The 20334-nt window shown below is 64.1% G+C and carries 20 protein-coding genes, 1 tRNA gene and 1 pseudogene; 12 read left to right on the top strand and 10 right to left on the bottom strand.

Annotated elements, in window-relative coordinates:
* A partial coding sequence (locus L979_RS08605; RefSeq protein ID WP_156125510.1) for a TIGR01777 family oxidoreductase occupies positions 1–1373 on the top strand: 1373 nt, incomplete at its 5' end.
* A gap of 16 nt (positions 1374–1389) precedes the next feature.
* Here L979_RS08605 and L979_RS16740 read toward each other — a convergent pair.
* Both L979_RS16740 and L979_RS08600 read right to left on the bottom strand, forming a co-directional pair.
* Positions 1390–1611: an FCD domain-containing protein gene (locus tag L979_RS16740; RefSeq protein WP_231559471.1), complete on the bottom strand. Its 222-nt coding sequence runs from the start codon at positions 1609–1611 to the stop codon at positions 1390–1392.
* Positions 1587–2087 (bottom strand): GntR family transcriptional regulator, encoded by a 501-nt coding sequence (locus L979_RS08600; RefSeq protein WP_231559470.1) that lies wholly within the window; start codon positions 2085–2087, stop codon positions 1587–1589. Before L979_RS08600 ends, L979_RS16740 begins: the two co-directional genes overlap by 25 nt.
* A 98-nt stretch (positions 2088–2185) precedes the next feature.
* Here L979_RS08600 and L979_RS08595 point away from each other — a divergent pair.
* Both L979_RS08595 and L979_RS08590 read left to right on the top strand, forming a co-directional pair.
* Positions 2186–3207: pseudogene (locus L979_RS08595) on the top strand (1-aminocyclopropane-1-carboxylate deaminase).
* A 37-nt stretch (positions 3208–3244) separates the two neighbouring features.
* A complete protein-coding gene (locus tag L979_RS08590; RefSeq protein WP_047691617.1) occupies positions 3245–5671 on the top strand; it encodes a pyruvate dehydrogenase in 2427 nt (808 codons plus the stop codon).
* Between the two features lie 60 nt (positions 5672–5731).
* Here the strand turns inward: L979_RS08590 and L979_RS08585 are convergent, their stop codons facing one another.
* Both L979_RS08585 and L979_RS08580 read right to left on the bottom strand, forming a co-directional pair.
* A complete protein-coding gene (locus tag L979_RS08585; RefSeq protein WP_081994124.1) occupies positions 5732–7351 on the bottom strand; it encodes an AbgT family transporter in 1620 nt (539 codons plus the stop codon).
* A gap of 98 nt (positions 7352–7449) precedes the next feature.
* Positions 7450–8361 (bottom strand): helix-turn-helix transcriptional regulator, encoded by a 912-nt coding sequence (locus L979_RS08580; RefSeq protein WP_052209697.1) that lies wholly within the window; start codon positions 8359–8361, stop codon positions 7450–7452.
* Positions 8362–8517: 156 nt separating this feature from the next.
* Between L979_RS08580 and L979_RS08575 the strand changes: the two genes are divergently transcribed.
* The 3 genes from L979_RS08575 (at position 8518) to L979_RS14645 (ending at position 10423) form a co-directional block, all read left to right on the top strand.
* Entirely contained in the window at positions 8518–9687 is a 1170-nt protein-coding gene (locus L979_RS08575; RefSeq protein ID WP_052209696.1) for an MFS transporter, read from the top strand.
* 83 nt (positions 9688–9770) lie between these two features.
* A complete protein-coding gene (locus L979_RS08570; protein ID WP_047691611.1) occupies positions 9771–10025 on the top strand; it encodes a type II toxin-antitoxin system Phd/YefM family antitoxin in 255 nt (84 codons plus the stop codon).
* Positions 10022–10423: a type II toxin-antitoxin system VapC family toxin gene (locus L979_RS14645; RefSeq protein ID WP_052209695.1), complete on the top strand. Its 402-nt coding sequence runs from the start codon at positions 10022–10024 to the stop codon at positions 10421–10423. Before L979_RS08570 ends, L979_RS14645 begins: the two co-directional genes overlap by 4 nt.
* Before the next feature lie 109 nt (positions 10424–10532).
* Here L979_RS14645 and L979_RS08560 read toward each other — a convergent pair whose 3' ends face one another.
* Positions 10533–10772: a DUF3806 domain-containing protein gene (locus tag L979_RS08560; protein WP_280842294.1), complete on the bottom strand. Its 240-nt coding sequence runs from the start codon at positions 10770–10772 to the stop codon at positions 10533–10535.
* Positions 10773–10778: 6 nt separating this feature from the next.
* Positions 10779–10967, bottom strand: coding sequence for a hypothetical protein (locus L979_RS08555; RefSeq protein ID WP_047691606.1), 189 nt, complete (start codon positions 10965–10967; stop codon positions 10779–10781).
* Positions 10968–11147: 180 nt separating this feature from the next.
* Here L979_RS08555 and L979_RS15880 point away from each other — a divergent pair, with 180 nt between their 5' ends.
* The gene (locus L979_RS15880; RefSeq protein WP_156125508.1) at positions 11148–11357 is read left to right on the top strand and encodes a hypothetical protein; all 210 of its coding nucleotides are present in this window, start codon (positions 11148–11150) and stop codon (positions 11355–11357) included.
* Between the two features lie 170 nt (positions 11358–11527).
* On the opposite strand, the gene L979_RS08545 is transcribed toward L979_RS15880, so the two are convergent.
* Positions 11528–11600: transfer RNA gene (locus L979_RS08545), tRNA-Ala, on the bottom strand.
* Between the two features lie 115 nt (positions 11601–11715).
* On the opposite strand from L979_RS08545, the gene L979_RS08540 reads away from it, so the two are divergent.
* Positions 11716–12714 (top strand): LysR substrate-binding domain-containing protein, encoded by a 999-nt coding sequence (locus tag L979_RS08540; RefSeq protein ID WP_047691600.1) that lies wholly within the window; start codon positions 11716–11718, stop codon positions 12712–12714.
* 69 nt (positions 12715–12783) lie between these two features.
* Here the strand turns inward: L979_RS08540 and L979_RS08535 are convergent, their stop codons facing one another.
* Positions 12784–13731, bottom strand: a complete 948-nt coding sequence (locus L979_RS08535) for a mechanosensitive ion channel family protein (protein ID WP_081994118.1) — start codon at positions 13729–13731, stop codon at positions 12784–12786.
* 120 nt (positions 13732–13851) lie between these two features.
* On the opposite strand from L979_RS08535, the gene L979_RS08530 reads away from it, so the two are divergent.
* A complete protein-coding gene (locus tag L979_RS08530) occupies positions 13852–14670 on the top strand; it encodes a DedA family protein (RefSeq protein WP_052209694.1) in 819 nt (272 codons plus the stop codon).
* Between the two features lie 41 nt (positions 14671–14711).
* On the opposite strand, the gene L979_RS08525 is transcribed toward L979_RS08530, so the two are convergent.
* Positions 14712–15788 (bottom strand): magnesium and cobalt transport protein CorA, encoded by a 1077-nt coding sequence (locus tag L979_RS08525; RefSeq protein ID WP_047691598.1) that lies wholly within the window; start codon positions 15786–15788, stop codon positions 14712–14714.
* Between the two features lie 47 nt (positions 15789–15835).
* Between L979_RS08525 and L979_RS08520 the strand changes: the two genes are divergently transcribed.
* From L979_RS08520 to L979_RS08510, 3 genes are all read left to right on the top strand, one after another.
* On the top strand, positions 15836–16411 hold the full coding sequence (locus tag L979_RS08520; RefSeq protein ID WP_081994129.1) for an NUDIX hydrolase: 576 nt from the start codon (positions 15836–15838) through the stop codon (positions 16409–16411).
* Positions 16408–17475 carry a glycine betaine ABC transporter substrate-binding protein gene (locus L979_RS08515; protein WP_047691595.1) on the top strand — a complete coding sequence of 356 codons (1068 nt, stop codon included), beginning with the start codon at positions 16408–16410 and terminating at the stop codon, positions 17473–17475. The genes L979_RS08520 and L979_RS08515 overlap by 4 nt, the downstream gene beginning before the upstream one ends.
* Before the next feature lie 80 nt (positions 17476–17555).
* Positions 17556–18782, top strand: a complete 1227-nt coding sequence (locus L979_RS08510; RefSeq protein WP_047691593.1) for a pyridoxal phosphate-dependent aminotransferase — start codon at positions 17556–17558, stop codon at positions 18780–18782.
* 85 nt (positions 18783–18867) lie between these two features.
* On the opposite strand, the gene L979_RS08505 is transcribed toward L979_RS08510, so the two are convergent.
* The coding region (locus L979_RS08505) for an MFS transporter (RefSeq protein WP_047691590.1) at positions 18868–20334 on the bottom strand (1467 nt) is incomplete at its 5' end.

Genomic DNA, 20334 nt, shown 5'->3' with positions numbered 1-20334 from the left:
TGAGCCCCGAGTGGGCGCAGGCAGTGGTCAGTGAGTCCTTCCCGCCGCTGCAGCCCGGTACCCGTGCGCGCTTGTTGACTTCCGTGCCGGGCACAGCAGGGACCGTGCGCGTGCCATTCGTCTCCGAGCACGACGACGGCCCCGTGCCCCGGTCCTTTGTGGATCGGATGGTCAAGGGGCCGTTGGCTTCCTGGACGCACACTCACACGTTTGCCGATCCGGACACCAGCACAGGATCAGGCCGGGATGCCAGTGAGGCCTGTGTGGTCCATGACCGCATCCAGTACCAGGCCGTTCCTCAGAAGTTGCGCGGTCTCAGCTCGGCCGGGGACACATTCGCAGGGGCTTTCACCCACCGTGCCATGCACTCCACCTTGGCCAAGACCTTTGCCGACCGCACGGAGAGATTGCGTGCTGATCTGGCATTCCAGACTCAACTGGAACAGCGTTTCGGCCAGCAGGAGCTGAACATTCTGATCGGCGGAGCCTCCGGGCTGGTGGGTTCCCAAGTTGCTGCATTGTTGTCCACCGCAGGTCATCAGGTCCGTACGTTGGTGCGGGGGCGGCGTCGTCGTGAAGATCAGGTCCAGTGGGACCCGGCCAAGGGGATCCTGGATCCCAGTGCTGTGGTCTGGGCAGATGTGGTGATTCATCTGGGAGGTAAGTCCATTGCCACCCGGTTCACGGAATCCAACAAGCAGGAGATCCTGAACTCGCGCATTGAGAGCACACGGCTGATTGTTGAGTCCTGTGCCGCCTTGGACGCGGCAGACCGACCACAGGCTTTCATCTGTGCCTCTGCCATCGGTGCCTACGGCACGGACCGCGGAGACGCCTTGCTCAGCGAGAAAGACGATTTCGGGGACGGGTTCCTGGCTGAGGTCTGCCAGCAGTGGGAATCGGAAGCGGCACGAGTCCAGGAGCTGGGCATGCGGTGGGTCTCCATCCGCACGGGCATTGTGCTTTCCAGCCTGGGTGGGGTTTTGAAATTACAACTTCCCCTGTACCTGGTCGGCGCCGGCGGGCCCCTGGGCAGTGGTCAGCAGTGGTTCTCCTGGGTGTCCCTGGATGACATCGCCAGTATGTACGCGTGGGCCGCGGTGGATGAGTCCGTCACCGGGCCGGTCAATGCCGTGGCACCGGAGCCTGTGCGGCAAAAGGAGTTCGCCAAGGTCCTGGGCAAGGCACTGCGGCGGCCTGCTGTGCTGCCCGTGCCGTCATTCGGTCCGGCGGTGCTGCTGGGGCGGGACGGCGCCAAGGAATTGGCCCTGGCCAACCAGCGGGTGACCCCGGAGGCACTGGAAACAGTGGGCTTCCCGTTCCGGCACCAGCGATTGTCCGAGGCCCTCGAATGGACATTGCCCCCGCGTTGAGTTGGTGCGTCGGAGCTCAGTCCTGTTGGACGGGCGGTGCCAAACGCAGCCAGTTTTGCCGGGTCAGCTCCGCTGCCGTGGACACGTGACCCTCTTGCAGTGCGTGCATGATGGCACGGTGCTGGTCGGGGGAGTCGGAGCCCGTCAGGGACCCGACATGCAGAAATTCACGACGCCGCAGCGTGGCCGTCACTGATTCCAGGTGCTGCCCAATCAACGGGTTGCCGCAGACCTGCACCGCCACGTCGTGGAAGGCGTCATCAGCGTCAATGGCCTCAGACGCGCATGATAACCTGCGACTGTGCTGGGAGTCGTCCCCGGGTGCTGCACAGTGTCCAGTGCGGTGGTCAAGGCCTGGTTGGCTCGTTCCATCTCCGCAAAATCCTCCGGTCCCAGCGTGGGTGCTGCCAGCGTGATGGCCAGGGCATGCAGTTCTGCTGCCACCTGCTGGGCGTGCCGGACGGCGTCGTCGTTCTCCGGGGCCACCATGGTGAGCCGCCCCGGGGTGGCCACCACCAGTCCGGCGCGCTCCAGACGTAGCAGCGCCTCACGGATGGGTGTGCGGGAGACCCCCAACCAGTCGCTGAGTTCGGCATCACGCAGCTTTTCCCCGGGTTGGAGATCGCCGCGGATGATGGCATCACGCAGGCTGCGGTAGACGTCGTCTCGCAGCAGCGAGCGTTGGTGAAGGCCACGGGTCTGGGGAACGGGCATGGATCCTCCGGCAGTGGGAAAACGTCCTTGACAGTCTAAACCGCCGATACGCAATATATTGCATATCGAAAGTGACACCCGGCGAGCAAGAGTCCCTCATGGCCATCACCGATTTCCCCCGCTACCCGCTGACATTCGGCCCCAGCCCGATCCATCAGCTCAAGAATCTGACCGCCCACCTGGGTGGTGCCCAGATCTGGGCCAAGCGTGAGGACGTCAACTCCGGGTTGGCCTTTGGTGGCAACAAGACCCGCAAGCTGGAGTGCATCGTCCCAGACATCCTGGAATCCGGTGCCGACACCTTGGTGTCCATTGGCGGCTACCAGTCCAATCACACCCGGCAGGTGGCAGCGGTTGCGGCTCACCTGGGGCTGAAGGCCCGCCTGGTCCAGGAGAAGTGGGTGGACTGGAATGACCCCGTCAATGACAAGGTGGGAAACATTCAACTGTCCCGGATCATGGGCGCTGACGTCCGGTTGGATCCGGCTGGTTTTGACATCGGCATCCGATCCAGCTGGGAAAACGCCCTGGGTGAGGTGGAGGAGACCGGTGGCAAGCCCTACCCCATCCCGGCCGGTGCCTCCGAACACAAGTACGGCGGCCTGGGATTCGCCAACTGGGCCTACGAGTGGCCCAGCAGGAGGAGGAACTGGGCGTTTTCTTCGACACGATTGTGGTGTGCACCGCCACCGGTTCCACACATGCCGGCATGATCGCAGGCTTTGCCGCGCTGGAAGAGGCCGGTGGGCGTGCGCGACGAGTCCTGGGAATCGATGCCTCAGCCACCCTGGAGAAGACCCGGGACCAGGTGGGCCGCATTGCCCGCAACACGGCCGAGCTGATCGGTCTGGGCCGTGAGATCCGCCAGGAGGAAATCACTGTTCTGGAGGGATGGGCCGGAGACCTGTACGGCATTCCGGTGGAGTCCACCGTGGAGGCCATCCGGACAACAGGCCGCCTGGAGGGCGTGATCCTGGACCCGGTGTACGAAGGAAAGTCCATGGCGGGGCTCATTGATCTGGTCCGTGAGCAGCAGATCCCGGCCGATTCCAACGTCCTTTACGCTCACCTGGGAGGACAGCTGGCGCTGAACGCCTACTCCTCGATCTTTGCGGACTGAACCCGGTCAGGACTGAACCCGGTCAAAGGAGACCACCATGACTCAGGACCCCACCTCCTCCCATCCGGTAGAGCAGGATGAAGCACAGTTCGAAACCGGCACCCAGGTCAACCCGCCCAGTGTGAACTCCCGGCCGCTGTCAGCCGGAGTGTCACTGGATGGATCCGTGTTGGATGAGATCGCCCAGCGGGTGCTGTGGTTGTCCACCGCCATGATTGATGCCGCCAACCGTGGCCGTGCCAATCATGACGGTGTGAAGGTGGGTGGGCACCAGTCGTCGTCGGCGTCCATGGTGGGGATCATGACCGCCTTGTGGTTCTCCTGCCTGACATCCAAGGATCGGGTGTCGGTCAAGCCCCATGCCTCTCCGGTGCTGCATTCAATCAACTACCTGTTGGGGGACTTGGACGAGCCCTACCTGCCCACGTTGCGTGGCAAGGGGGGTCTGCAGCCTTATCCGTCCCGTGCCAAGGACCCGGACACCGTGGATTTCTCCACCGGATCCGTGGGAATCGGTGCCACCGCACCCGTGTGGGCGGCGTTGTCCCACCGCTACCTGCGCGACCGCTTCCCGGACACCCCGGAAGGTGGCCGATTCATCTCCCTGCTGGGAGATGCGGAGATGGATGAGGGGGCGGTGTGGGAAGCGATCATTGACCCAGAGGTGCGCCAGCTGGGTGAAGTGGTGTGGATCGTTGACCTGAACAGACAGTCCCTGGACCGGGTGATTCCCGATGTGCAGATCCAACGGTTGCAGGGCATGTTCGCCGCAGCCGACTGGCAGGTGTTGACCTGTACGTGGGGTAGTCGTTTGGAGGCTTTGTTCGCCCAGCCCGGTGGTCAGGCGTTGCGTGAACGCATGACGCAGATGCCCAACGAGGAATACCAGCGCATCCTGCGTTCCCACCCGGATGAGGTGCACGAACGTCTGCTGGCAGGCGTTGAGGACCCGGAAGGCAGCGGGCTGGCCGAGTTGGTCAACGGCCTCAGTGCGCGCGAGCTTGCCGAAGTGGTGCGGGATCTGGCGGGGCACGACGTCGAGCAACTGATCCAGGCCTTCCAGCAGATCGATGACACCCGGCCCACGGTGATCTTTGCCTACACCATCAAGGGCAAGGGATTGGCCACTGAAGGGCACCCGAACAACCATTCGGCACAGCTCACCGGTGAGCAGATGCACGAGCTGGCACAGCTGTCCGGCATGGACCTGGATCACCCCTGGCAGAGATTCGATCCGGACTCCCCAGCAGGTCAGGCCTGTGCACAGACGGCGGACCGGTTGCGCCGCGATCCTGTGCCGTCCCCGGCTGCGTTGGCTGTACCCGCGGAGCTGGAGTGGAATCACAAGGCCGTGACCTCCACCCAGGCCACACTGGGGCGTTTTCTCTCAGACCTGAAACGGGCAGCTCCTGAAGTGGCGGATCGAGTGGTCACGGTCAGTCCGGACGTTGCCACCTCCACCAACCTGGGTGGGTGGATCAACAAGACCGGCGTGTGGTCCCTGACCGAGCGCGCCGACTGGTTTGCTGACGACCGTGAACGCGTGCTGCGGTGGCAGGAGGACGCTCAGCGCGGCCAGCACATAGAGCTGGGGATCGCGGAGGTCAACTTGGTGGGCCTGGCCGGTGAACTCGGCGCCACCTTTTCCCGCTGGGGCCAGCCCCTGATCCCCGTGGCCACCATTTACGACCCCTTCATCAACCGTGCCCTGGAGCCCTGGACGTTCGGGATCTACGCCGGTGGCCGGTCGATTCTGGTGGGCACACCATCTGGGGTGACCCTGGCTCCGGAGGGTGGGGCGCACCAGTCCTTCAACACCCCTTCCGTGACCATGGAAATCCCAGGCGTCACCAGCTGGGAACCGGCCTTTGCGCAGGACCTTGAGTGGACCCTGTTGGAGGCCATGCGCAGCCTGCACGCACCGGATGGCACATCCGCTTACTTCAGGCTCTCCACCCGTCCTGTGGACGAGTCCCTGGCACGGCTCCCGGAGGACGGTGTGCTGCGGGAACGACGACGCCGCGACGTTCTGGCCGGTGGATACCGCATCGCCGAACACCCTGCCTACGAGGACGCCGTGACCTTGGTGGGGGTGGGGGCCATCATGACGGAGGTCTGTGCCGCTGCTGAGACCTTGGAACGCCTCGGCATCCGTGCCGGGGTGATCTGTCTGACCAGTCCAGGCAAGGTCTACGAGTCATTGCGAACACGCCATGCCTTGGAGAACCGTGGGTCGGGGATCGCGGAGAAACTGTTCCCGGGGGAGATCCCCACGCCGTTGGTCACCGTGCACGACGGACACCCGCACACCCTGAGCTTCCTGGCCGGCGTCCGTGGGGACCGCATGACCAATCTGGGGGTCACCCAGTTCGGGCAGGCATCCTCCGTGCAGGACGCCTACCGGTTCCACGGGATCGATGCGGACTCGATCGTCTCCGCAGCCTTGAATGCCGTGGGCCGGTAGGCGCGTTGCGTCACTGGGTCTGTGCATCCCTGGGTCCGGTGCGTTAGTGGGCCTGGTGACTCACTGGCCTGAGTAGTGCACCGGGGAGTTCGGCCCCAGCGGGAGGTCCAGGGCGTACCACCCCAGGGACATCGCGGTCCACGTGGCAAGGAACGCGATGGAGTACGGCAGCATGGTGGCGATCAGTGAGCCGATCCCGATCTTCTTGTCGTAACGCTGGGCCACCGCAATGATCAACGCAAAGTAGGGCAGCAGCGGGCTCAGGATATTGGTGGCCGAATCGGACACTCGGTAGGCGGCCTGGGTGAACTCGGGGGAGACTCCCAACTGCATCATGATGGGCACCATCACCGGGGCCAGCATGGCCCACTTGGCAGAAGCTGATCCCACGAACAGGTTGATCACGGCCACGAATGCCATGAACGCCAGCAACAGCGGGATGCCCGTCATGTTGATGGAGTCCAGGAACTCCGCACCGGAGACGGAGACCAGCAGACCCAAGTTGGACTCGTTGAAGTAGGCAATGAACTGACCAGCCGTGAAGGCCATGATCAGGAACACGGACATTCCTGCCAGGGTCTTGGAGATCTCCGTGACCGCATCCGTGTCACTGCGCACCGACTTTGTCACCACGCCGTACACCAGCCCCGGGATGAAGAACGCGATGATGATGATGACCACCAGGGAATCCATGAACGGTGACTGAACCACTGCACCGTCTTCCCCGCGCAACAGACCGTTGCTGGGCACAATCAGCAGGGCCAACAGCACCAGGGTCACCACCAGGGCCACACCTGCTGCCACCAGGCCCTTCTTCTCCACACCGGACACGGACATGTCGTCGTCGCCGTCCATGCCCACCACACCCTGGCCGGTCCAGGGACCAAGCCGCGGTTCCACGATGTACTGGGTGACCAGGGTGCCCACAATGGTCAGCAGGAACGTGGAGGCAATGATGAACCAGTAGTTCATGGCAAGGTTCATGCCCTCGGCATAGGTGGGGTCAACGGTGGCTGCGGCCTCGATGGTCAGCTCGCCCAGCATGACGTCCGTGCCGGACAACAACAGGTTGGCGCTGAAGCCGGCTGACACCCCGGCGAATCCGGCTGCGATTCCGGCCAGCGGGTGACGCCCCACGGCCATGAACAAGATGGCAGCCAGAGGCGGCAGGACAACGTAACCGGCGTCCGAGGCCACCGAGGACATCACGCCTGCAAACACGATGCCCAGCGTCACCAGGGACTTGGGAATGGCCAGGATGAACGACTTCAACACCGTTCCGATCAGCCCGGACTGTTCCGCCATGCCGATCCCGATCATGGTGGCCAGCACCACGCCAAGGGGCGCGAAGTTGATGAAGTTCTCCACGGCTGAGGTGAACATCCACTGCACACCATCGCGGGAGAGGAGGTTAAAGATCTCCACCTGGGAGCCGTCCACGGGGTTGGCCACGCTCACCCCCGCGCGGGCAAAGACCCAGGACAGAACGACGACGACCGCCGCCAACAGCGCAAACAGCGTGGCCGGATGCGGAAGTTTGTTGCCCGCGATCTCAATCCCATTGAGCAGTGACTGGAACGGGCGGCGTTTTCTGCGTTGTTTCGAGTTTTCCTGAGCATCGCCGTCGGGCTGCTCAGGCTGCGGGGCGGGGGTTTGGGCGTCGTGTGCCGCGGTGCTCATGGGGTCCCTCCACTGTTGTGGTGCGGTGGAGGGCTCCATACTTCCACGGGGCGGGGGTCCGGCGCACGGCGGTGGGGGTCGTGAACCCCCTCCGGCGCCTAGTGGGACTGGTGCTGGTCGGCTCCCTCATGGCCCTGGGTGGGCCTGCGCGCCGGTGGAGCAGCCAGACTGGCCAGCAGCCGCAGCTTCTCCTCGTTCACGCTGCCGGGTTCGGCCGTGTAGAAGGAGAGGTCATGCTGCGCTCGCTTGCCGACGGGTAGCTCCACCGACTGAAAGGCAAGTTCAACGCAACCGATCTGCGGGTGGTCCAGAGCCTTGGTGCCCTCGTGCCGGATGCGGATGTCATGAGATGCCCAGAAGGTGCTGAATTCGGTGCTGGCCGTGCTGAGCTCGCCGATCAGTTCGCGCAGTGCCTTGTCATGGGGCTCCCGGCCGGCCTCAGCCCGCAAAAGCGCCACCGTGGCCGCCGCGCCGGCCTCCCAATCGACAAAGAAGTCCTTGGAGCTCTCGTCCAGGAAGTGGTACCGGGCAAAGTTGGGTCTGCCGTGGTCACGGGCAGTGGGGCTTTGGAACATGGGCGCGTGCAGGGCCCGGCCCAGAGGGTTGGACCCGATCACATCCAGGCGCCCGTTGCGCACGAATGCCGCTGACATGGTGATCGAGTCCAACATCCACTGCACCTGGGGCGCCAATGAGATTTCACGACGACGAACCGCCCTCCGATGCGCCGGCTTGGCGGCCTGGGCGAGGTCATGGAGGTAAGTGCGTTCGTCGTCGTCAAGTCTCAGGGCCGCGGCAACGGCGTCCAGAACTTCATCTGAGACACCCGCGATGTGGCCCTTTTCCAGCTTGGTGTACCACTCGGTGCTGACCCCGGCCAGCACGGCAACTTCCTCCCGGCGCAACCCCGGGACGCGGCGTCGCGCACTGGTGGGCAGCCCCACCTGATCAGGGGTGAGCTTGGCCCTGCGGGTGGCAAGGAAGTCGCGAATGTCTGCGCGGTTGTCCATGTCCCCAGCCTACGAGCGTGCCGCACGCGGATGGGGGTGGATGTTCTACCCCCATAAACCAGACCTGTTGTGCAGGCGCTCGCGGCAGTGCAATGGAAAACGAACCAGCCTGCCCCGACCCCTGTGAGGACTGACTTGATGAACACCCCAGCACCTATGGACTCAGGCAGCGGTGGCAGCCGATACGCCGAGCCAACCCACAGTGAACGCCTTCCTCTGGTGGTCTACATCCTGGCGCTGGGTACGTTCCTGATGCTCACCACTGAATTCGTGATTGCCGGGATCCTGCCCGAAATAGCTGGTGACCTGGATCTTTCTCTGGCCCAGGCGGGCTCTCTGATCACAGTGTTTGCGGTGGGCATGGTGGTTGGCGCCCCGCTGCTTGCGCTGGCCACCATGCGCCTGTCCAAAAAGCTCACGTTGTTGATTGCGCTGATCGTGTTTGTGGTGGGACACATGGTGGTTGCCCTCAGCTCAGACATGACGGTTCTGATGACGGCCCGATTCGTCACTGCACTGGCCACCGGGGCTTTCTGGGCGGTTTCTGCTGTGGTGGCCGGTGGGTCACTGGCCACGGTGTTGGGCGTGCCGATCGGTGCGTTCATTGCCCAACATGTGGGCTGGCGTGGGACCTTCTGGGTGTTGGCGCTGGCAGCTGCTGTGGCCGTGGTGTCCATCGCCCGTTTGGTGCCCACGGACACGCCACCGCCCAAGGAGGAGTCAGTGTTCCGGGGGCTTGTTGATCTGCGCTCGCCCCGACTCTGGCTGGTTCTGGCTGCCTGCCTGACCACCACCGGTGGCGTACTGGCCACCTACTCCTACGTCACCCCCATCCTCACCGATCAGGCCGGATTGTCGGCTGGGCTGGTCCCGTTGGTGCTGGCCGGATTCGGCATCTGTTCGTTCTTTGGCACCCTGCTCGGCGGGCGGTTGGGGGATACCAGGCCGCATGCGGTGATCATCGTGACCCCCATGGTCAGCACCGTGGTGCTGCTGGCCATGGCCTTGTTCACGGGAGCCACGGCGGTCACGGTCACCCTGGTGGTGCTTTTGGGTGCCTTCGGGCTCAGCGCCAACAGCGTGCTGATCCACCTGGCAGTCAGTCACGCCGGCCGTGCGGCCACGTTGGGATCCGGGCTGGCCGTGGCCGCCTTCAACGCCGGCACCGCCATCGGCACCACGGTTGCCGGGGCAACCCTGGCGGGCCCGCTGGGACTCTCCGGGCCGGCCACGGTGGGCGCTTCCATTGTTGTCCTGACCTTGATCCCGGCCGTCACGCTCGGGGTTCTGGCACGACGACGGCGGGCCGTGACTGCGGCGTCGTAATCCTGGTGTTGCGGGCGCAGGGTCCTGTGGGCGATGAGGGGCTGCAATCTCACCAGGTGCTACGGAAGTGCTACATTCGCCGTATGAGGACGATCAGCCAGCGCGAGTTGCGCAATGACAACGCCAAGGTCATGCGTGAAGTGGCTCAGGGGGCCAGCATCCGGGTGACCAGCCGTGGTGTCCCTGTGGCTGTGATCAGACCGATCACCGAACAACCGCATCAAGTGCTCGCGGAGTTGGTGGTCCGGGAGGGCAGCGGCGCCATGGAATTTCCCACCGGTGTCCACGTGGCACGGCCCACAGCAGATGCGCTGGCGGAGCTGCGGGGCGACCGGTGATACTGCTGGACACCTCCGCCTTGGCCAAACTGCTGGTGGAGGAAGCGGAGTCTGCGTTCCTCCGGGCCGAGTTGAGTCGACTGGCGGGTTCCGCGGAGCCCATGGTGGTCTCAACGATTGCCACCGTGGAGTTGCGCCGTTTGGCCATTCGGCTCGGAGTGGACCAGGACAAGGTTGAACCTGTACTGAGGCCGTTCACCGTGCTGCGGTTGACCGAAGGCGTCTTGCACCTTGCCTCCCGGATACCCGCGCAGCATCTGGGCACGCTTGACGCGTTGCACATCGCCACGGCGCTGACGGTTGAGGCCGATCGCCTGTTGACCTACGACGACCGGCAGGCCGCAGCCGCCGTGAACGAGGGACTCACGATTTTGCGACCCGATCCAGCCAGTCCATGATGAAGGCTTCCGTGAGCCGCGGGCGTTCGATCTGCAGCAGGTGTCCGGCGGCGTCGAGCACCGCGTACGTGGCTCGCGGGTAATGCTCCAGCAGATCCCACTGGTCCTGTCAGCTTTGCCTGCTCAGCCGCAGGGCGTCGGTGCCGACGTCGTCGAACAGGTTTCGGATGCTCACGGGATCGAGGCGTTCACCACGCTCGGCTCGTTTCGAGAGCATGGTGAGAGGAAAGACCACGCTGTCGGTTCGAGCATCGGCCACCAGACAGGGGTCAGTTCCGTACTCGTCCGTGATTTCACCCCACGGCAGACCGACGGCCATACCGAGGGCGTCCCCGAACACGACGCCCAGTGCCTGCTACCCCGTGGTGTTCTCCAGGTCCAGTTGTTGGGCCACGGCCCCGACGACGGCCAGCTTGGTGTCCACGTCGGTGTCGAAGGCTGTGGCCGTGCCGGGGTTTGCGATCAGGCCCCGGACCCATTGGCGGTGGTTCTCCAGCGTGTCGGCCCACTCACTGACCTGTCCGATGTGTGCTCTCCCGTCCATGATCGGGAGCCTACTGGGTGGGGGAGTCGCTGGGCTGCAGTCGACAGCACTGATGACCTGTACCTAGTACTGCCTGATCGACCGACCTGCCACACCACTGCGGACGTCCAGCACACGGTTGTCTCGTCCAGAATTCTGCGAACCGAGCTGACCCGGGTGCTGCGTCGTGAGGGTCTTCCTGTGTCTCGGTGGGACGAGCTTCTCGACGTCCTGGCCCTGGTGCCGGTCACCGAAGGCGTGCTGGCTGTAGCGGATTCGATCGAACGTCTCCTCAAGGCCCTTGACGCCATCCATGTGGGGTCAGTGATCCCCTCCGGACGCGATGCCACCATCGTCAGCCACGACACAACGATGCGGAGCGTTGCTACTTCCCTGGCTACCGAACGCTAGACCCACTCGAGGAGTTAGGTGACGTCCTCCGGCCGGTCGGAAGAGGACCGAGTCCAGGGATCGGGTGCGCTGACCACTGGCGGCGCTCTGGTCAGCGCCGTGACGCATCAGTGACACATGAAACCCGTAGGTCGAGCGACACCGTGGGTATTTCCCCCTGGTGAAAGCAGTGGAGCTAAGGGGAATCGAACCCCTGACCCTTTCATTGCGAACGAAACGCTCTACCAACTGAGCTATAGCCCCGCACGCCCCGGCAGCTGACCGGATGCGTTGCGGCCCATGCTACGCCTGACCCCGGGGCCCCTCCACTCGCGGACCATGCCGGAGCGCGTTCACCCGGCCCACTACGCTGGTGCCCATGGATCAGGACACTTCAGTTGAGCCCACGGACACACCGGACGCTGAGCAAGTCGGCTCCGTGGAGGCCGACCAGGCCGCTGAGCTCACGGAGACCGGCCCCACTCTGCGTGTTGCCTACGAGACCGGCATGATGCCCGCCAAGTGGTTCGACCGCTGGCGTGACCGCCTGCCCGGTGCCCGCCTGGTGGACACACAGGTGGAATCGGGTACGTGGTCTCAGATCCTGGGGCAGACCCAGGACGTGGCTCTGATCCGCCTGCCGGCCCACCCCAAGCCCGGCAGCCAGGACCTGGAGGGCCTGCGCGGACACCACCGCGCCGTGCCCGCTTACCAGGAACTTCAGGTGGCGGTCCTGCCGATCGACCACGAACTCACCCTCCTGGATGACCTCAGCATCGCCGACCTTGCCGACGAACGCTTGGTCCACGACCTCTCCGACCTTCCCGAACACCGCCCCTCACCCACGGGGGCCGGCACGGACGACGACGGCGCACCCCTCCCGCCCCTTGAAGCTCGCGGTCCCGAGGACGTCATGGAATACGTGGCTGCGGGCATCGGCCTGGCGGTGGTTCCCATGTCCATTGCCAGGTTCTTCCATCGCAAGGATCTGACGTACCGGGTGGTGGAGGACCTGCCGGGTATCGACGTCGTCGTGGTGTGGCCCCAGGATCTAGAGGAGGAGACCGAGGCCATGGTCCAGGACCTGGTGGGGGTGGTGCGCGGACGCAAGAAGGACAGCTCCCGTGGCCAGGCAACTCAGCTGGGAACGGACACCGATCCGCAGCCGACCCGGCAGAAAACTGCCAAGCCCAAGCGGGCCAAGGCCAAGGCCGGGACCACCAAACTCAAGCCGGGGGAGACAGCATCCCGCACGGCCAAGGGGACCAGTCGTGGAGATCAGCTGAAGGGCAAGCGCCTGGCCGGTGGCAAGGCCCGCCGCGGCGCCAAACCGGGCCGCCCCAGCACGCGTGGCGGGGGAGGGCGCAAGGGCCGCTGAGGTCCTGAGCCAGACGACATCATGGGGGACGTACGTTTTCAGGCCGAAGAACGTACGTCCCCCATGATCTCAACCGTCCTCGGAAGTCGCCCCAGCGGAAGTACCTGCGCCTCCACCCCCGTACAGGTCCTTTGCCGTGCCGCCGCGCACCATGGTCTGGTTGAGCAGCGGGACGGAGAGACCGTGCTGGTCCAGCATCTTCTTGACCTTCACACGCAGCACTCGGCTCACGGCCCATTGCTGGGCCGGGGCGGTCTTGACCACCACACGCACCGTCACTGACTCGCCGGTCAGGGACTCCACGCCCCAGACCTCGGGGTCATCCAGGACGTATTCGCCCACGTCGGGGTCATGTTTGATCCCGGCCAAGGTTTGGCGCAGCAGTGTGGTCATGGAGTCCAGGTCGGCGTCATAGGGCAGGGGTACGTCCAACACCGCGCGAGCCCACCCCTGGGAGGAATTGCCCACGCGCAGAATCTCCCCGTTGCGCACGTGCCACAGCGTCCCTTGGACATCCCGCACCTGCGTCACGCGCAGGCCAACGTCCTCCACCGTGCCGGTGGCTTCCCCCAGGTCCACCACATCCCCGATGCCCAACTGGTCCTCGGCCACCATGAAGATCCCTGACAGGTAGTCCTTCACCAGAGACTGCGCACCAAAAGACAACGCCACACCCGCAATGCCCGCCGAAGCGATCACCGGAGCAATGTTGAAGCCGAGTTCGGACACGATCATCAACAGGGCAATGGCCCACACCGCCAAAGTGGCCACAGAAGCCAGGACGGAACCCACGGTCTTGGCCCGCTGAGCCTGCCTCTGCCGCGCCAGTCCGGCGTCCTCCACCCACCGGGCCGCTCCCGAATCCAGTTTGCGGATCACCCGGGAGCGGGTTCCGCGCTCGATTCCGCGCACTATTCGGTGGATGATCAACCGGATCGCCGCGGAGGCAACGCCGGCGATCAGTAAGATCAGCAGGATTCGTGCTGGGATTCCCAGCCAGAATTCCCAGGACGCCATGTTCGGCATGGTTGTGCTCGCATTCGCCAAGAGGTCCACACGGACACCCTACGCAGCCCGCCTCCACGTCAACTTGGTACCGCCCGGCAGCACCCGCCGCATTCACCGTCAAGGAGCCCCATGGCCTCACCAACCCTCACCTCCACGGTCGCCACCGCATTGACGACGACGCCCGCCGCCCTCCCGGCGCAGTCCGTTTCCGAAGAATCGGGGCTGACCGGTATTGCCGGCTGGGCCGTGGACGTCATGGAAGCCATTGGGGCACCAGGTGCGGGGTTGTTGGTGGCCTTGGAGAACCTGTTCCCTCCGCTGCCCTCAGAGATCATTCTGCCGCTGGCCGGTTTCACCGCCGCCCAGGGTGGTTTCACCTTGTGGGAGGCCCTGTTCTGGACCACGTTGGGCTCCATTGTGGGTGCCATCGCGTTGTACTGGCTGGGGGCAGCCCTGGGGCGGCGTCGTCTGTACCTGATCGTGGACAAGATGCCGCTGGTGGACATCCACGACGTTGAACGCACCGAGGACTGGTTCGACAAATACGGCCCCTACACCATCTTCTTTGGCCGCATGATCCCGCTGTTCAGGTCCCTGATCTCCATTCCAGCGGGCATTGAGCGAATGCCGTTTGGCATGTTCGTGGGGTTGAGCCTGTTGGGTTCCCTGATCTGGAACACCATTTTTGTGCTCGCCGGATGGTTCCTGGGCTCCCAGTGGCACATCGCGGAGCAGTACGCCGGGGTGTTCTCCAACGTGGTGTACGTGGCCGTGGTGGTGTTTGTGCTGTGGTGGGTGATCAAGCGCATCATCCGTAACCGCAAGGGCTTGGCGGATGGAGCACGCAAAGAGACCGTGGATGAAGTGCTGGCTCGCCGTGACGCCAAGGTGGCTGCTCACGCGCAACAGGTTGCAGAACGCAAGGCGGCGCGTCGTCGTCGAGGGTGAGCGCAATGCTCGGCTGACTGGGGCAGTGCCCGGTCAGCCCATCACAGCCAGTCCTTGCGTTTGAACACCACGTACAGCACAACCCCGACCGCCAGCATGAGAACCAGTGAGTAGGCATAGCCGTACTCCCAACTGAGTTCCGGCATGTGCTGGAAGTTCATCCCGTAAATGGATCCGATCATGGATGGGGCAAACAAGATGGCGGCCCAGGCGGAGATCTTCTTGGTTTGTTCGTTGAGTTCCATGGCGGCAGCGTTCTGGCGGGCCGCGGTCAAGGTGGCGTCCAACTGCATGGCGTCATTGAGCTGGGCACGGAAGGACTCCACACGGGAGTTGACCACCAGCACGTGGTCGCGGACGTCCCGGAGCATGTGTTGCAGTTCTTGATCCGTATGCCATTTCTTGAATCCGGCCTCGAACTGATCGGCCAACAGGGTCAGGGGAGCCACTGCGCGGTGAAAAATACTGACCTGCCGCGCCAACTCGTAGATCCGCTGGGACACATCTGACTCCCCGGAGAACAGGCTGTCCTCGATCTGGTCGATGTCATCTTCCACCGCCTCCAAAATGGGGAAGTAGTCATCCACCACTTGATCGATCAGCGCGTACAGCACCGCCTCCGGGCCGCGTGCCAGCAGCTGCGGTTCACGTTCCGCACGGTGGCGGACCTTGCCCACCCCATTGGTTTCGGCGTGCCGCACGGTGATCACAAAGTTGGGTCCGGTGAACACATGGATTTCACCCAGGCGGATGGCTTCATCGGCCTCGTGGTAAGAGGCCGGGCGCAGCACGGTGAACAGCGTCTGACCGTAGCGTTCGGCCTTGGGGCGCTGGTGTGCCAGAACGGTGTCCTCCACCGCCAGATCGTGCAGACCGAACTGCTCCTTGAGTGCCAGGATCTCCGCCTTGGCGGGACGGTAGAGCCCGATCCAGGCCAGGGCGGAGTGTTCGTGATGGTGGTCAACGTCCGTGCAGGGAGTGTGTGGAGTGGGGTAGTACTCCTGGTCACCGGCGGATTGGTGATCCAGCTCCCTCAAGAGTTGGAAAGTTTCTTCCAGAGAGGCGGGGGAGGCCACCCGGCGTCCAGCTTTGTACACGGCGTTGTCAACAATGCTCACGAACCCATTATCGAGCCCAACCAGGCAGCATCCCTAAACTGGTGCGCATGGCCCCACCACCGGCAGCTCAGCCAACCCCGCCCACTGCCACGCAGTCACCCCAGACGCCCATGAACACACGCGCGGGTGCCTATGCCGTGATGGTGGAAGGTGACAGCATTCTGCTCTCCCGCTGGGTCCCGCGGATCGCCGCGTTGCAGCCCTCCTGGACCTTGCCCGGCGGTGGCATGGAACTGGGCGAGCAACCCGAGCAGACAGCGGTTCGTGAGGTCTTCGAGGAGACCGGGCACATTGTGGAATTACAAGAACTTCTGGGTGTCAGCAGCTTCTACATCGCCCCGGAACTGCGCCAGTCCGCCGGTCAAGGGCACCTGCATGCGTTGCGAGTGATTTACCGGGCCACCGTCAACGGCGGCACCTTGACTCCGGAGGTGGGCGGGTCCTCCGACGACGCCCGGTGGATTCCCCTGACTGATCTCAAAGATCTACCGGTGCTGGACCTGGTGCGGGTGGGCCTGGATCTGGCAGGCCACAACACCGAGGAGCTGGGCTTGGCCCCGGAACAACTCAAAGCAGGTACAGAACAACGCACAGCGGCCACGGAACAAGGAGCCACGGCATGAACACAGCTGCATTCAGCAAGCTTGCGCACGGCCGTCGTCGTCGTGGTGCTGCAGCCCTGGCTGCCGTGGGGCTGTTGGCACTGACCGCGTGCAATCAGGACAACGCTGCCGATCCGCAGCCCACGGCCACCGGTAGCGGTGAGCCGAGCACCGTTGTGGTGGGAATGGGCCCCACGCAGCAAAGCCGAACCGTGGCTGAGGTGTGGGCGTTGGCTCTGGAGGATTCGGGCGCGCAGGTGGAGGTCAAGGAAGTGGAAGGCGGCCGGGCGGGGTACCTGCAAGCCGTTGAGGACGGGGAGATCGACCTCTATCCGGACTACACCGGGGATCTCTACCTGGAATTGCGCGGCACCGAGCCGAGCCCGGCGGCAACCTCGACCGCTGATCCCACAGCCACCGCGGCCTCTGCATCGCCTTCCACCCCCGGAACCACGGAGAATCTTGTGAACTCCCTGGCCAACCTGCTGGGGCAGGGTCAGCAGGGGGTCACCGATGCTGACGTGGAGGCAGCGCTGGCGGACCAACTGCCCGCCGATGTCCAGATGCTCAATCCGGCGCCGGCGGAGAACAAACGGGTCCTGGCAGTCACCTCAGCCACTCAGGCCAAATTGTCCGTGAACTCCATTGCGGACCTCTCCAGGCACTGTTCGGACCTGACGTTCGGCGCGCTCACCGGTGAGGACCAAGCAGCCGTGACAGCAGCCGCCGTGGAGGACACCTACAACTGCGTTCCCGGTGAGGTCAAGGACTACAGCTCCCTGCAGGAGGTCACCCAGGCCTTGCTGGACGGTGAGATCGAGGTGGCAGGCATTCTCTCCGCGTCGCCGGCCGTGGGGGACAACTCCTTGAAGGTGTTGGATGACAACCGGGACGCGCTGGTGCCGGAACGCGTGATCCCCGTGGCCGGTGCGGATCTGCCACGCAGTGCCGTGGATGAGGTCAACAACATCACGGGCCAGTTGGACTCCGATGCCCTGGTGCTGTTGACCCGCATGACCACAGCCTCCACCCCGTACTCGCCCGAGGACGCAGCGGACTACTGGTACGGCACCGTCAGACCCTGATCTGGCCGGTGGCTCGACGCGGGTTGGATCGGCGATTGCCCGCGGACAGGGCACCGACCGCCCGGGGGTATCGTGAAAGCATGCCCAAGAAGGTTACGCAATCAGAGAAGCTTGCCAATGTCCGCTACGACGTTCGAGGCCCGGTCCTGGAACAGGCCGAGAAGATGGAGGACGCCGGTCACCGGATCCTGCGTCTGAACATCGGCAACCCAGCACCGTTCGGCTTTGAGGCACCCGATGCGGTGCTGGTGGACATGATCAAGAACCTGCCCTACGCGCAGGGCTACTCGGATTCCCGCGGCATCTTTTCCGCCCGCACGGCCGTGGTGCAGTACTACCAGACCAAGGGCATCATGAACCTCTCCGTGGACGAGGTCTTCCTGGGCAACGGTGTCTCCGAACTGATCACCCTGGCGCTGCAGGCCTTGTGCAACCCCGGGGACGAAATCCTGGTGCCCTCCCCGGACTATCCGCTGTGGACCGGAGCCACCACACTCTCCGGCGGTACGGCCGTCCACTACGTGTGCGATGAAACCGATGGCTGGAACCCGGACCTTGAGGACATCCGTTCCAAGATCACGGAGCGCACCCGCGGCATTGTGGTTATCAACCCCAACAACCCCACCGGCGCGGTGTACTCCCGTGAAACCCTCAAGGGCATTGTGGAGATCGCCAAGGAACACGAGCTGATCATCTTTGCCGATGAAATCTACGAGAAGATCACCTACGACGACGCCCAGATGATCAACCTGGCCACCCTCACGGGGGAAGACGTCCTGTGCCTGACCTTCTCCGGGCTGTCCAAGGCCTATCGGGTGGCGGGTTACCGCTCAGGGTGGATGGCCATCACAGGCCCCAACTGGAAGGCGGAGTCCTACCTGGAGGGCATCAAGCTGTTGGCCAACATGCGCATGTGCGCCAACGTCCCGGCCCAGCACGCCATTCAGACCGCATTGGGCGGGTATCAGTCCATCAATGATCTGATCCTGCCTGGCGGTCGGCTCAAGGCTCAGCGTGATTTGGCCTTTGAGCGTCTCAACGCGATTGACGGGGTGAGCTGCGAACCCGCTGACGGTGCCTTGTACCTGTTCCCCAAACTGGACGTGGAGAAGTTCAACATCACGGATGATGAACGCTTTGCGCTGGATCTGCTCAAGGAACAGAAGATCCTGGTCAGCCACGGATCGGCGTTCAACTTCAACACCCCGGACCACTTCCGGCTGGTATTCCTACCGCCTGTGGAGCAGTTGGACACGGCCCTGGACCGGATCGAGGAGTTCCTCTCCGGGTACCAGCAGGTGCTCTGAGCCGGCTACCTCCGGGAACTTTGGGCATGGATAAAGGCGCCACAGACCTTCTGTGGCGCCTTTATCCATGCCCAAAGGTGTGGGCTCAGTTCTGCGCGCCCGGAGCAGGGACCATGGTCAGCTGACCGGTGCGGGTGTCCAGTTCCATGACCTTGCGAGGTGTGCGCAGAAGCCAGAACACCAGGACGGCGAAGGCCAGGACCGTGATCCCCACGGACACACCGGTCAGGGAGATCGCCTGGTTGTAAGCCAATGAGGCCGCAGCCGTCAGATCGGCACCTGCCGGAATGGTCTGAGCCACGGAGTGGGCGCCGCCCAGGGTCTCGCGAGCAGCAGCCGCGGAGGCTGAGTCCACGTTGGCGGGCACGGCCAGGAACGCCTGGTAGAACCCGGTCACCAGGCCACCCACCACAGCGGTGCCCAGAACCGCTCCGACCTCGTACCCGGTCTCCGAGATGGCAGATGCAGCACCGGACTTCTCAACCGGTACGGAACCCACCACCAGCTCGGTGGACAGGGTGGTGGCAAAACCAATGCCCAGACCCAACACGCAGTAGGCCACCACCATGGGCCAGGAGCCGTTGTTCACGGTGGCCGCAACCACCAGGTAACCGGCTGCGGAGAGGACAAGGCCGGTGACAACCACCGTGCGCGCACCCACCTGACCGGCCCAGCGTGCCCCGAACAATCCAGACAGGATGGCCAGGGTCATGCCCGGAATGATCAGCAGACCGGCGGTGAAGGCATCAAGACCTGCCACCAGCTGCAAGTGCTGGGTGATGAAGAACAGGAAACCGAACTGCACCAGGTTGCCCATGATGTTCACCAGCACACCACCGGTGAACCGGCCGCTGCGGAACAGCGCCAGCTCCACCATGGGGTTGGCCAGGCGGTTCTGGCGTAGCACAAAGATCACACCCACGGCCAGGCCGAACACAATGGCCACCACGCCGTTGAGCACCTGACCACCCGTGGCCAGGGTCTTGATGCCGTAGACAATGGGCGTCATGGTCAGAATGGCCAGGAACGCGGAGACCACATCCAGTTTCCCGGGGCGCGGGTCCTTGGACTCCGGCAGGGCAAAAGGCGCCACCACGGCAAAGCCCAAACACACGGGAACGGCCACCAGCACTGCTGCGTGCCAGCTGAAGACCTGCATCAGGGATCCGCCCACAATGGGTCCAAGGGCCGCGCCGGCGCTGAATCCCGCCGTCCAGATGGCAATGGCGGTGCGGCGGGCGGCGTCGTCGTCGAAGATCACGCGGATCAGGGACAGTGTGGCAGGCAGGAGCATGGAGCCGAACACGGCAATGGCCACGCGGGCGGCAATCAGCATTTCTGCGGAGGTGGCCAGTCCGCCGAACACGGAGGCGCCTGCAAACCCCAGGGACCCGATGATCAGCAGCAGACGGCGGCCCACACGGTCGCCCACGGTGCCCATGGGGATCAAAAGACCTGCCAGGATCAGGGGGTAGACGTCCACAATCCACAGCAGCTGCGTGGCCGTGGGGCGCAGGTCAGCGGCAATGTCCGGCAGGGCAAAACTCAGTGC

Origin of the sequence: Kocuria sp. ZOR0020 (genome assembly GCF_000800955.1) — a bacterium.
In the GTDB taxonomy this organism is placed as follows: domain Bacteria; phylum Actinomycetota; class Actinomycetes; order Actinomycetales; family Micrococcaceae; genus Kocuria; species Kocuria subflava.
Note: the sequence above shows the minus strand (reverse complement) of the source record. Positions and strands in the feature narration are given on the sequence as shown.